The organism is Allobosea sp. P4_H5, from assembly GCF_056400825.1.
This window is the reverse complement of the sequence record NZ_JBFUKM010000028.1, coordinates 1-11,901: the sequence shown is the minus strand read 5'-3', so window position 1 is coordinate 11,901 and position 11,901 is coordinate 1. Positions and strand designations below refer to the sequence as shown.

The 11,901-nt window shown below is 66.5% G+C and carries 14 protein-coding genes; 7 read left to right on the top strand and 7 right to left on the bottom strand.

Features of this window, described 5'->3' with window-relative positions:
* Positions 1 to 249, top strand: a 249-nt coding sequence (locus AC1DS0_RS30620) for a DNA translocase FtsK (RefSeq protein ID WP_476817846.1), incomplete at its 5' end; no start/stop codon positions are given.
* 9 nt (positions 250 to 258) lie between these two features.
* Here the strand turns inward: AC1DS0_RS30620 and AC1DS0_RS30615 are convergent.
* Positions 259 to 888, bottom strand: a complete 630-nt coding sequence (locus AC1DS0_RS30615; protein WP_476817965.1) for a hypothetical protein — start codon at positions 886 to 888, stop codon at positions 259 to 261.
* A gap of 120 nt (positions 889 to 1,008) precedes the next feature.
* Here AC1DS0_RS30615 and AC1DS0_RS30610 point away from each other — a divergent pair, with 120 nt between their 5' ends.
* Both AC1DS0_RS30610 and AC1DS0_RS30605 read left to right on the top strand, forming a co-directional pair.
* Positions 1,009 to 1,272, top strand: a complete 264-nt coding sequence (locus AC1DS0_RS30610) for a hypothetical protein (protein ID WP_476817964.1) — start codon at positions 1,009 to 1,011, stop codon at positions 1,270 to 1,272.
* Between the two features lie 14 nt (positions 1,273 to 1,286).
* Positions 1,287 to 1,616, top strand: a complete 330-nt coding sequence (locus AC1DS0_RS30605; protein ID WP_476817966.1) for a hypothetical protein — start codon at positions 1,287 to 1,289, stop codon at positions 1,614 to 1,616.
* On the opposite strand, the gene AC1DS0_RS30600 is transcribed toward AC1DS0_RS30605, so the two are convergent.
* The 4 genes from AC1DS0_RS30600 to AC1DS0_RS30585 all read right to left on the bottom strand — a co-directional run bounded on the left by AC1DS0_RS30600 (position 1,577) and on the right by AC1DS0_RS30585 (position 6,428).
* Complete coding sequence (locus AC1DS0_RS30600; RefSeq protein ID WP_476817963.1) at positions 1,577 to 2,968, bottom strand: M20 family metallopeptidase; 1,392 nt, start codon at positions 2,966 to 2,968, stop codon at positions 1,577 to 1,579. The two genes, AC1DS0_RS30605 and AC1DS0_RS30600, sit on opposite strands and share 40 nt — an antisense overlap.
* Positions 2,969 to 2,989: 21 nt before the next feature.
* On the bottom strand, positions 2,990 to 3,886 hold the full coding sequence (locus tag AC1DS0_RS30595; protein ID WP_476817962.1) for an ABC transporter permease: 897 nt from the start codon (positions 3,884 to 3,886) through the stop codon (positions 2,990 to 2,992).
* Position 3,887: 1 nt separating this feature from the next.
* A complete protein-coding gene (locus AC1DS0_RS30590; RefSeq protein ID WP_476817961.1) occupies positions 3,888 to 4,805 on the bottom strand; it encodes an ABC transporter permease in 918 nt (305 codons plus the stop codon).
* A gap of 96 nt (positions 4,806 to 4,901) precedes the next feature.
* Positions 4,902 to 6,428 (bottom strand): ABC transporter substrate-binding protein, encoded by a 1,527-nt coding sequence (locus tag AC1DS0_RS30585; RefSeq protein ID WP_476817960.1) that lies wholly within the window; start codon positions 6,426 to 6,428, stop codon positions 4,902 to 4,904.
* 159 nt (positions 6,429 to 6,587) lie between these two features.
* On the opposite strand from AC1DS0_RS30585, the gene AC1DS0_RS30580 reads away from it, so the two are divergent.
* Positions 6,588 to 7,538 carry a LysR family transcriptional regulator gene (locus AC1DS0_RS30580; RefSeq protein ID WP_476817959.1) on the top strand — a complete coding sequence of 317 codons (951 nt, stop codon included), beginning with the start codon at positions 6,588 to 6,590 and terminating at the stop codon, positions 7,536 to 7,538.
* Positions 7,535 to 8,980 (top strand): SNF2-related protein, encoded by a 1,446-nt coding sequence (locus AC1DS0_RS30575; protein WP_476817958.1) that lies wholly within the window; start codon positions 7,535 to 7,537, stop codon positions 8,978 to 8,980. Before AC1DS0_RS30580 ends, AC1DS0_RS30575 begins: the two co-directional genes overlap by 4 nt.
* A 165-nt stretch (positions 8,981 to 9,145) precedes the next feature.
* Here the strand turns inward: AC1DS0_RS30575 and AC1DS0_RS30570 are convergent, their stop codons facing one another.
* On the bottom strand, positions 9,146 to 9,328 hold the full coding sequence (locus AC1DS0_RS30570) for a hypothetical protein (protein ID WP_476817957.1): 183 nt from the start codon (positions 9,326 to 9,328) through the stop codon (positions 9,146 to 9,148).
* A gap of 123 nt (positions 9,329 to 9,451) precedes the next feature.
* Here AC1DS0_RS30570 and AC1DS0_RS30565 point away from each other — a divergent pair, with 123 nt between their 5' ends.
* Both AC1DS0_RS30565 and AC1DS0_RS30560 read left to right on the top strand, forming a co-directional pair.
* A complete protein-coding gene (locus tag AC1DS0_RS30565) occupies positions 9,452 to 10,213 on the top strand; it encodes an SDR family NAD(P)-dependent oxidoreductase (protein ID WP_476817956.1) in 762 nt (253 codons plus the stop codon).
* 130 nt (positions 10,214 to 10,343) lie between these two features.
* Entirely contained in the window at positions 10,344 to 10,742 is a 399-nt protein-coding gene (locus AC1DS0_RS30560) for a VOC family protein (RefSeq protein WP_476817955.1), read from the top strand.
* Here the strand turns inward: AC1DS0_RS30560 and uraD are convergent.
* Positions 10,739 to 11,901, bottom strand: a 1,163-nt coding sequence (gene uraD, locus AC1DS0_RS30555; protein ID WP_476817954.1) for a 2-oxo-4-hydroxy-4-carboxy-5-ureidoimidazoline decarboxylase, incomplete at its 5' end; no start/stop codon positions are given. The two genes, AC1DS0_RS30560 and uraD, sit on opposite strands and share 4 nt — an antisense overlap.

The window sequence follows — 11,901 nt, the reverse complement described above, 5'->3', positions numbered from 1 at the left end:
GGCGCGGTCTTCGACAAGAGCGCGATGGGCGCCGAGAGCGACGACCCCTATGAGCAGGCGGTCGCGGTGGTCCTGCGCGACAAGAAGGCCTCGACCTCCTACATCCAGCGCCGGCTGCAGATCGGCTACAACCGCGCCGCCTCGATCATGGAGCGGATGGAGAACGAGGGCATCGTCGGCCCCGCCAACCACGCCGGAAAACGAGAGATCCTCGTCGAGACAGGGCGCGCAAGGGAAGACGAGGAGTGAGCCGAAAGCTCAGTCCGGCCAGGAGAGCAGGATCTCGTAGGCGGTCGGCTTGACCTGGCGCATATCCGGATTGGCGGACGAGAATTCCTTGTCGCCCGAGAGCCGGTCGAGCGCCTTGGCGTCGGCGCGCTCAGGATAGCCGAAGCGGATCGTCAGCTTGCAGCCGCCGAAAGCTTTTTCGAGCTTGCCGCCCTGCCAGTTGGCGGCGGTGCCGGAATAGTCCCAGTCGAAGCCGAGGATGCTGAAGGGTTTGCCGTTGGCGGCCTCGACAGCGGTGAGGGCGCTGCCGATGGCGAGGCGCTCGCCCGCCGGCCCCGCCACCGCCCAGGCCGAGCCCTGGCGGACATAGATCGTGCTGGGCCCGCGCCGCTGCTTGCCGTTGCGCCAGATCAGTTCGAGCCGGCGCTTCCTGTCCTTGGGAAAGAGGATGGCGCCGGTGGCCTTCTCGCCTTCGCCGATCTCGATCCGGGCGCGCTGGACGTTTCCGGTACCGAAAGCCTTGATCAGAGCTGCTTCGTCAGCGTCGCGGGCGAAGGGGCCATTGCAAGCGAGCAGGTCAGGCGTCTGGGCATGCGAAGGGCTTGCCGCAGCGAGCTGGGCAAAAGCCGCGAACCCGACCATTGAAACGCTGATCTGCATCGACGAATCCGATCTGCTGAAGCTGGTGCGGTTCTCCCCCTCAGCCATTGCGGCGGTCTGAGGCCGGACCGAACCTTTGCGGAGCGCAGGCGTTTCCTCGGAGATTAAGAGGATGACGCGATGACAGCCACTCACCAAGCCGGCGGACCGCCAGGCGGCGTGCCGACCAGCCCGACACCGCCGCCGGAGCTACCGCCGATGAATCCGGGCGAGGTGTTGCCGGCGCCGCCGATCGAGAATCCGCCGTACAATGAGCCAAACGGCATCCCGAACGATCCGCCGCCGGAGCTGCCGCCGAACGCGCCGCCTGAAGGCCCGCCGGCGACGCCGATCGACCTGCCGCCGGCGCGCGATCCGCGCGAGCCGCAGGAGCGCCGCCAATAGGGGAGAGCATCATGATGGATGACGATCTCACCGACATGACGCCGGAGCAGCTTGTGGCCGAGGTCAAGCGGCTGCGCGCCGGCATCCGCGCGCATCGCGATTCATCAGGGCACGATCTGTGCTGGCACCATCCCCAGCTCTGGGGGCTTTTACCGGAGCGGATCGACCCGGAGATCGCCGTGCCGCCCTGGCCGAAATTCCTGCGAGGCTGCCTGCGCTATCGCGAGAGCCTGGAACGGCAGCGTCCGGACGCTGCCGTCTTCGATCGTGAGTATGACGAGGGCGGCCCGAAGACCGTCGCGCCTCAAAGCGCCGGGCGGTCGCTCTCGCCGAGATCCCAGTAGAGCCCGGCCATCAGGCCCAGCGCCTCGCGCGGGATCGCGATCGGGACGTGCTCGTTCGGGGCGTGCTGCGAGCAGCCGGGATAGGAATGCGGCACCCAGATCGTACGCATGCCGACGATATCGGCGAAGATGTCGTTGGGCAGGCCGCCGCCGAGATTGGGCAGAAGCGCCGGCTTCTTGTTGGTGCTCTTCTGGAGCGAGGCCAGCGCCCATTCGACCCACGGATCATCGGGATCGAGCCGCGTCGCGTTGAAGACCGCATCGCGCGCCTTGGTGATCTCGACCATGCCGAAGCCATGGCGGTCGAAATGGCGGCGCAGTGCCGGCATGACGTCGTCCGGATCGATACCGACGACGAAGCGAAGCGCGCAGCGGGCCCAGGCGCTCGGCGGCACGGCATTGACCGGCGTTTCCGGCACGCCAGACTTCATCGCCAGCACGTCGAAGGAGCACCAGCCAAAAACCTGCTCGGCCGGCGACAGGCCGGGCTCGCCCCATTTGCGATCGATGGTCGGGCCGTCGGGGCCGCCGTCGATCTCGCAATCGGCGAGCGCCTTGCGCACGGCTGCCGGCAATTCCTTCGGCACCCATTCATGGATGCGGATTTGCCCTGTCGGCGAGGTGATCGAGGCGATGGCATGTGCGAGCTGGATCGCCGGGTCGGACAGGATGCCGCCCCAGTTGCCGGAATGGTGGCCGCCTTCGCGAGCGTTGATGGTGAGGTCGAAGGTGACGCCGCCGCGGGCGCCCAGGAAGATAGTCGGGCGCTCGGCATTGAGGCGCGGTCCGTCGGAGGCGATCAGCACGTCCGACTTGAACAGCTCCTTCTGCTCGGTGCAGAGCTCGCGCAGGCCGGGCGAACCGCATTCCTCGCCCATCTCGATCAGGTATTTGACGTTGAAGCCGAGCGTGCCGCCGCGCGTCTCGAGCACGGATTTCAGCGCGCTGATGTTGATCAGGTGCTGGCCCTTGTTGTCGACGACGCCGCGGCCATACCAGCGGTCGCCGCGCTCGGTGAGGGTCCAGGGCGAGAGGCCTTCCGCCCATTGCGCGTCGAGGCCGCGAATGACGTCGCCATGGCCGTAGCCGAAGATTGTCGGCAGGCCTTCAGCCTCGATGCGCTGAGCAAAGAGGAAGGGGCCCTTGGCCTTGGGGTGGTTCAGCGTCTGGCAGGAGAAGCCGAGGCTCTCCAGCAGCGGCTGCATTTCCTTTTCCAGATACTCGGTGAGCACCGGGGCGCGCTCGGGATTCTGGCTCTCGGTCGGCATGGCGATCAGCCGCGACAGGTCGCTCTTGAAGCTGCCGGTATCGAAATAGTCGAGCGCATGGGCGATTGCCTTGGCGCGGGTCATGATGGTCACTCCGTCAGATAATCAGTTGCGCTTTTCGGGCGAGATCACGTCGCGCAGGCCATCGCCGGCGAGGTTGATCGCGAAAATCAGCAGAGCGAGCGCCGTGCCGGGCAGGGCGATCAGCCAGAACGAGAAGAACATGTAGGCCTTGGCCTCGGAGACCATCAGGCCCCAGGAGGGCAGCGGCGGCTGCACGCCGAGGCCGAGGAAAGAGAGGGCGGCTTCGAGCAGGATGGCGCTCGCCGCCTCCAGCGTCGCGACCACGATCAGATGCGGGGCGATGTTGGGCAGGACCTCGCGCAGGATGATGCGGGTCGTGCTCGCGCCGGAGGCTTGCGCCGCCGTGATGTAGTCGAGCGAGCGGACCTGCTGCGTCGCGCTGCGCATCACTACGGCGAAGCGATCCCACTTCAGCAGGCCGAGCACCAGGATGACGATCCAGAGGGAGGAGCCGATGATGGCGACCACGGCGAGCGCCACCAGGATCACCGGCATGGCGAGGCGCGTGGTGACCATGAAGGTCACGGCCATGTCGATACGGCCGCCGAAATAGCCGGCGAGCAGGCCCATCGTCGTGCCGATCAGCCCGGCGATGGCGACGACGCTGATGCCGATGATCAGCGAGATGCGGGCGCCGTAGAGCAGGCGCGAGAGATAGTCACGCCCGAGCGGGTCGGTGCCGAGCGGATGAATCCAGTTGCCCTTGTCGTACCAGAAGGGCGGGACGTTCCGCGCCGTCAGGTTCTGCAGATAGGGATCGTGCGGCGCCAGCAGCGGGGCGAGCAAAGCCAGCACCACGAACAGCAGCAGCAGCCCGAAGCCGAAGAGGAAGGACTTCTGGGCCAGCGCCCGGCGCAGCAGGCGGCGCCCGCCGGTGACGTCGCTGGCCGCAAGGGGGAGGGAGGTCGCGTCGCTCATGTCAGGATACCCGGATGCGCGGATCGAGCCAGGCATTGGCGATGTCGGCCAGCAGCGTCAGCAGGACGTAGACGACCGAGAGCAGCAGGACGATGACCTGCATAACCGGGAAATCCTTGTAGGTGATGCTCTGATAGGCGAGGTAGCCGAGGCCATCGAGCGCGAAGATCGTCTCGATCACCACCGAGCCGCCGAGCAGGAAGCCGAGCTGGACCGCGGTCAGCGCGACCACAGGAACAGCGGCATTGCGCAGCGCGTGGGTGATGACGACGGCATGGGAGGAGAGCCCCTTGGCGCGGGCGGTGCGGATGTAATCGGCCGAGAGGACCTCGATCATGCCGGCGCGGATCAGGCGCATGAAGGCCGGCGCCGTATAGTAGCCGAGCGCGATCGTCGGCATGACGTAATGCAGCCAGCTGCCTGAGCCGGAGACGGGCAGCCAGCGCAGCGTGATCGAGAACAGCATCACCAGGATCAGCGCGAAGAAGAAGTTCGGCATCGCCTGGCCGAAGACGGCGATGGCGAGCGCCAGCCGGTCGATCCAGCTATTGGCGTAGATCGCGGCGAGCACGCCGAGCGGGATCGAGATCGCCAGCGCGAAGGCGAGCGAGGAAACACCGAGGATCAGCGTCACCGGCAGCTTGGCGAAGACCAGCGAGGCGACGTCGGTCTTGAAGTAGATCGAGGTGCCGAAATCGCCCGAGAGCGTCTTCAGCAGCCAGTCGAGGTACTGGACGACGAGCGGACGATCGAGCCCGTAGGTCTTGCGGATGACGTCGAGATCGGCCTGCTGCGCGCCCTCGCCGGCGATCGCGACCGCGATGTCACCGGAGAGGCGCAGCAGGAAGAAGGCAATGGCCGAGACAGCGAGCGCGACGAGCAGCGCCAGGCCGAGCCGTTTGACGATGAAGCCGAGCACCGGGGCTTCCTTCAGTTCTGGATTCTAAGGGGGCATCCCGGATCGGCGTCGCTGACGCGGCCTGTCCGGGATGACCGTTGAGAGACGCAGGAAGGCTTACTTCCAGCCCATCTCCCAGAAGCGGACGAGCTCGTCCGGATAGGCCTTGAAGTTCAGGTCCTTGTTGGCGACGTAGTAGACCGGCAGCGAATAGAGCGGCACGGCATAGGCCTTGTCGGCGATGATCTTCAGGCCGGCCTTGTAGGCCTCCTTGCGCACCGCCGGATCGACCGAGTTGTTGCCCTTCTCCAGGAGGTCGCGGACGGCCGCATCGCGGGTGATGTCTTCGCTGCGGAAGGCGAAGTAGTTCGGCGTCGCGGCCGAGACGTCGTTGACCGAGAACGAACCCCAGGTCTGGTGCGTCAGCATCGCCTTGTTGGTAGCGATCTGCTCGCGCATCGCGGCGTATTGCAGGAAGCGCAGATTGGTCTTGATGCCGACGGCCTGGAGATAGCCGATCAGGGCCTCGGTCTGGTTGCGTTCGCGATAGGCGACGATGTCCATGGTCAGGCTGGGATGGCCGGCTTCCGCCAGCAGCGCCTTGGCCTTGCCCGGGTCGTAAGGGTAGCGCGCCGCGCCCTCGTCGGTGCAGCCGAATTGCGAGGGGAAGCAGATCGTGTTGATGACACGCGAGCCGGTACCGACGATGTTCTTGACCATCGCCTCGCGGTCGATGGCGTGGATGATCGCCTTGCGGACGCGCTCGTCCTTGAGGGCGGGGGCTGGCGTGCCGTCCTGGATGTTCATCTGCATGAAGACGATGCGCATCGTCTCGCCGGAGACGACCTGCAGCGTCGGCACCGTCTGGAGCTGGTCGGCCTGATCCTTCGGCACGTGCATGATCAGGTCGGCGCCGCCCGAGAGCATTTCGGCCATCTGGGTCTGACGGTCGGGGATGAAACGGATCTCGAACTTGCCGACCTTCGGCTGCGGCTTCGGCGAATCCTTGAAGTAGTCCTTGTTGAGCTCGAGCGTGATCGACTTGCCCGGCACATAGTTCGTGACCTTGTACGGGCCCGAGCCGACCGGCTTCTCGTTCTGGCCCTTGGGGCCGCCCTTCTCGTAATACTCGTTCGGGTGGATCACGACCGGGCCGGCGAGATACTCGATCGCGGCCGGGAAGATCTCCTTGGTGGTCAGCCGGACCTTGTACTTGTCGAGCTTCTCGGCCTTGGCGATCCAGTTGACGTTGCCCTGGGTGACGACCTTGTTCTCGGTCTTGGAGATGAAGTTCAGCGTGTAGACGACGTCGTCGGCGTCGAATTCCTCGCCATTGTGGAACTTCACGCCCTCGCGCAGTTCGAAGTCGATGGTCTTGTCGTCGACCTGCTTCCAGCTCTTGGCGAGCTGGCCCTTGTACTCGTTGGTGGCGGGGTCGCGGTAGATCAGCGTGTCCCAGACATTGGCGCCGATGATCACGCCGATGCGGACATTGTTGAAGAACGGATCGACGCTTTCCGGCGCCTGGTCATAGGCGAAGCGGACGGTGTTGGCGGCCTTCTGGGCGAAGGCGGGCGTCGCCAGAGCGGTCGCAGCCAGAATGGTTGCGGCCAGGGCCGTCGAGGCCTTGTCGAAGAAGCGCATGTTTTCCCCTCACAGCGTTGTCGCTTGTTTCTTTCGGCGGGCAGCCATGGGCCACCGTCACGCCAGCGACACAAACTCTGCACAGCTTCGTGCTTGCCGCCATAAGAATGAATCGAAAGGATCGTTGCCGAGACGGCAAGGGGCGGCTACTGCACGCCCATGCAGACTCCGGCCTTGCGGTATTTCCTGGCGGTGGTGCGAACCGGCTCGATCAGCGCCGCGGCGCAGCGGCTGCGCGTCGCTGGCTCGGCCGTCAGCCGCCAGATCGCCAATCTCGAAAAGGAGCTGGACGCAGCCCTGTTCGAGCGGCGCTCGCACGGCATGATCCTGACCCAGGCCGGGCAGACGCTCGCGGCCTATGCGCAGCGGCTTGAGCTGGAGAGCGAGCAGGTCGTCAGCGAGATCCGCGAACTGCGCGGCGCCAGCAAGGGGTTGATCAGGCTCGGTGTCACCGAGGGCTTCGCCGTCAGCTTCATCCCCGAGGTGATCTATGCCTTTCGCCAGCAGCACCCGGATGTCGCCTTCGACGTCAAGGTGATGTCGCCGCAGGTCGTCACCGAGCATGTCCGCACCGGCACGATCGATCTGGGACTGACCTTCGTGCTGCAGCAGGAGCGCGGCGTCACCATCAACTGGCAATGCGCGGCGCGGACCTATGCCTTCGTCGCGCCGCATCACCCGCTGGCAGGCAAGGACGCGGTCAGGGTCGAGGACATCTTCGCCCACCCGGTCGCGGTGCTCGACAGCGAGGCGACGGTGCGCAAGATCGTCGACATCTATTTCTCGGCGCGCGGCCTGACCGTCGACGCCGTGCTGACCTCGACCAATGTCGCGAGCCTGCGCCATTTCTGCAAACTCGGTGGTGCCGTGATGTTCGCAAGCTCGATTACCTTCGGCGCTTCGATCCGTGATGGCTCGGTGGTGGCGCTGCCGCTGAGGGATGGCGACCTGCCGCCGCGCAGCCTGCAGATCCAGACGATGTCGGGCCGGGCGCTGCCCAAGGTGGTGACGAATTTCCTCGGCGTGCTGATCGAGGAACTGCAGCACGCCGATGTGCTGGCGGCGATGGCGACCGAGCGAGCTCCGGCTCCCGAGGCCCGGCAGGCATGAGCGTTCCAATAAAGAGCGAAACGCCCGAGATCATGGTGCCGCATCCGCACCAGCTCGTGGCTGGTGATGCGATCCTGGCGGCGCGGGCGGCGGGCAAGCGGGGCTTCCTGCTCGGCGATCTGACCGGGCTCGGCAAGACGCTCTCGGCCTGGCTCGCCATCTCCGCAATGCCGGAGCAGGAGGTGCTGGTGATCTGCCCGAAGGGCGCGATCCCGCAATGGCGGCGTACCATCGCCCATGCCGGCCTGCCGGCGAAAAAACTCACCCTGATGAATTTCGAGCGGACGAAGTCGTTGCTCGCGCCGCCACCGGCCAGCAGCAAACGCTCGACCCGGGCGAAGAACAACGAACTCGCCAAGCTCGGTACGCCGAAGCGGGTCTGGCCGCTGGTGGTGATCGACGAAGCCCACCGCATCCGCAATCCGAACTCGCAGCAGGGGCTGGTCTGCCGGCAGATGGCGGCTGCCGCGCAATTCACGATCTATATGAGCGCCACCGCTGGGCAGGCGCCGCATGAGCTCTCCTATCTGGCGCGGTTGCTCAGCGAGGCGACGGGCGCGCCCGGCGCCGATCTCGACGGGTTCCGGGCGCTGATGAAGCGCCTGAAGATGGGCAGGGCCAAGGGGCGCTGGAAGAACTGGAGCTGGGAGCCGAACGAGAGCGATCGGCGCGTAATGGCGGACCTGCTCTATCGGGGCGGCAACGCCATCGGGCTCAGGCGCCGGCCGGAGGAGATTGCCGGCTGGCCGGAGGTGCAGCGCGAACTCGCCCCCGTCGCGCTCGATAGCGCCGAGCGCAAGCTCTACGACGCGACCTGGCGCGAATTCCGGCGCGAGCTCGGCCTCGCAGGGGGATCGACCCGCAAGCCCGCCGGCTGGGCGGCCGATTTGCGCTTCCGCCAGAAGGCGAGCCTGCTGCGCACCGCCGGCACGGCCGAGTTCTGCCAGGACCTGCTGGAGAATGACGAGCAGGTCGCGATCTCCGTGGCCTTCCTCGAAACTGGCGCGATGCTGGCCGAGAAGCTGTCAGGCAAAGGCTGGCGCGTCGGCTCGATCACCGGCGAGTATTCCGGTGAAGCCAACGAAGCGACGCGGATCGCCTTCCAGATGGGCAAGCTCGACGCCGTCGTCTTCACCGTGACCGAGTCGATCTCGCTGCATCGGGCCGAGATGCCGGGTGGAGAGCGCGAGCGCGCACTCGTCGTCCATGATCTGCGCCACAGCGCGATCCAGCTCCAGCAGATCGAGGGCCGCTGCCATCGCGACGGCCAGCACGCGACGATCTTCTACGCCTATGCCGAGGATACCGTGGAGGAGAAGGTCGCCGCGACCGTGCTCGCCCGCATGGCGGCGATGGAGGGGCTGGCAGGCGACGAGACGGCGCTGCTCGACGCGATCGCCGGAGAGGTCGAGCGGGCGGCGCTGGCGCGCGAGGCGGCCTGAGATCTGGCTCGTCATTCCGGGGTGCTGCGTAGCAGCGAGCCCGGAATCCAGAACCGAGACGCGTTTTAAACTGAGCGCGGGAAACGAAGAACCTTATCCGAATGTGGCATTATTTCTGGGTTCCGGGCTCAAGCCTCTGGCTTGCCCCGGAATGACGGCAGTAGATCAGTTGGTCTGCGAACGCGGCGCCTCGTCAGGCTTCCGTTCGCCAACTCGCTTGGCCTGATCGACGACGCGTTCGGTCGCACCGACCGCCTTGTACCAGAGGTCACGGGTGTAGGCGCCCTGGTGGACGATGGCGTCGTAGCCGATCGCGATGACCGCGATCACCAGCAGAATGCGAAACATGGGAAATCCCCCGTCCTGATGGTCCTCGGCAGGGAACGCCCGGGCGGGGGCGGGGTTCCGCTGCGGCGAGGTTGACCGCTGCTGCGCGGCATTGTCCCCTCCGCCTGCAAGGAGGCGCGCCGGATGTTCGATGATCTCAACGGCAAGCGGATGCTGGTGACCGGCGCGTCCTCCGGACTCGGCGCGCATTTTGCCCGGCTGCTGGCAGGGAAGGGCGCGCATGTCGCCGCCGCAGCGCGCCGGACCGAGCGGCTACAGGAACTGGCGCGCGAGTGCGAAGGGCTGCCCGGCCGCGTCGTTCCGCTGGCGCTCGATGTCAGTTCTGTCTCCGCGATCGAAACGGGTGTCACCGAGGCTGCCAGCCTGCTCGGTGGGCTCGACGTGCTCGTCAACAATGCCGGCGTCGCCGAGAGCGAACGGGCGCTTTCGGTGAGCGAGGCGCAGTGGGATGCTCAGCTCGACGTCAATCTGAAAGGCTGCTTCTTCGTCGCGCAGGCAGCGGCGAAAATCATGGCCGAGCAGGCAGGCGGCGGGGCGATCGTCAACATCGCCTCGATCCTCGGCGAGCGGGTGTCTGCGAGCGTCGCGCCCTATGCGATCTCGAAGGCCGGGCTGATCCAGATGACCAAGGCGCTGGCGCTGGAATGGGCGCGGCATCAGATCAGGGTCAATGCGCTGGCGCCGGGTTATATCGTCACCGACATCAATCGCGAGTTCTTTGCGGGCGAGGCCGGCGAGGCGCTGAAGAAGCGCATCCCGATGCGCCGGCCCGGCGAGCTCGACGATCTCGACGGGCCGCTGCTGCTGCTCTCCTCGGAGGCCGGACGCTACATGACCGGCGCGGTGGTCGCGGTCGATGGCGGGCATCTGGTCAGCGGGTTGTGACGCCCTCGACTTTTTCGTCATTCCGGAGCTGCGCCGCTGACGCGGCTTGTCTGGGATGATGCATAGAGATGGCGTCAGAAGCGGAACTGACCCGTCTTTCCGACGGTGCGTGCCAAGCCAGGAGGACGCCATGCACAAGCCTAACGGGCACAACGCCGTCTCGCCCTATCTCCTCGTCGCCGATGCCGAGCAGGCGCTCGCCTTCGCCAAGGCGGTGTTCGGGGCGGACCCCAGCTTCGTCGCGCGGCGCGAGGATGGCGGGATCATGCATGCCGAGTTCAGGATCGACGATTCGATCGTGATGCTCGGGCAGGCGCCGGGCGGGCCGGAGTGTCATGTCCATGTCTATGTCGAAGATCCTGACGCCCTGATCGCGAAGGCGGTGGCGGCCGGCGGCGCGCTGATCCAGGCGCCGGAAGAGAAGGGCGACGGCGATCGCCGCGGCGGAGTCAAGGACCCGACCGGAACGACCTGGTGGCTGGCGCGCATGGTCGATCCGGAAGGGCGCAAGCGGACGAACAAGTCCTAGCCAGCGGGCAGCATTTCCTTGAGCCTGATGAGTGCGATCTTTTCGACCTCGGCGAGGGCGGTGGCGAACTCCTGCTCCGGCGTGCTGGTCAGCCGCGCTTCGAACGAGGCGAGGATGTCGGCCTTGCTCAGTCCCTTGACCGCGAGGATGAAGGGGATGCCGAACCTCGCCTTGTAGGCCTCGTTCAGAGCGGTGAAGCGGGCGCGTTCGTCCGAGGTCAGCCGGTCGAGCCCGGCCGAGCCCTGCTCGCTGGCCGATTCCGGCGTCAGCTCGCCGGCGGCGGCGATCTTGCCGGCAAGGTCGGGATGGGCGTCGAGCAGCGCCTTCTGCCGCTCGCGCGGGGCCTTGCGCAGCACCGCGACCATCGCTTTGTGCAGCTCTTCGGCCGTGTCCTGCACCGGGGAGAGCCCGGCCGCATGGGTCTCCTGCGCGATCCAGGGCGAATGCTCCCAGACCCGGCCATAGACCTCGGTGAACAGCGCCTGCGGCARMCGCGAGGGYWSRTARCCGCCCTCCGGCGGGTGCGTCCTGATCCAATGGCGGGCGATGTCGAGCCTCGTCGCGACCCAAACCCTGTCATGGCTCTGGACGTAGTCGAGGAAGCGGGCGAGCGCCGCGGCGCGGCCTGGCCGGCCAACGAGGCGGCAATGCAGGCCGACCGACATCATCTTCGGCGCGGTCTCGCCCTCGGCATAGAGCGTGTCGAASSWRTCCTTGAGATAGGCGAAGAACTGCTCGCCGCTGTTGAAGCCCTGSGGYGTGGCRAAGCGCATGTCGTTGGCGTCGAGCGTATAGGGCACSGCGAGCTGCGGGCCGTGCGGGCCTTGCAGCCAATAGGGCAGTTCGTCGGCATAGATGTCGGCGGTGTAGAGGAAGCCGCCTTCCTCCATCGTCAGCGGAATSGTGTTGRYCGAGGTCCGGCCCTGATAGCAGCCGAGCGGGCGCTCCCCKGCGAGCTGCGTCTGGATGCGGAYGGCCTCGGCGATGTGCTCGCGCTCGAGCTCGGCCGGGGCGTCGCGATAGTCGATCCATTTCAGGCCGTGGGTGGCGATCTCCCAGCCGGCCTCCTGCATCGACGAAACGATCTCGGGATAGCGCTGCAGGGCCGAGGCCACCGCGAAGACTGTGACCGGCAGGTTGCGCTGCGTGAACATGCGCC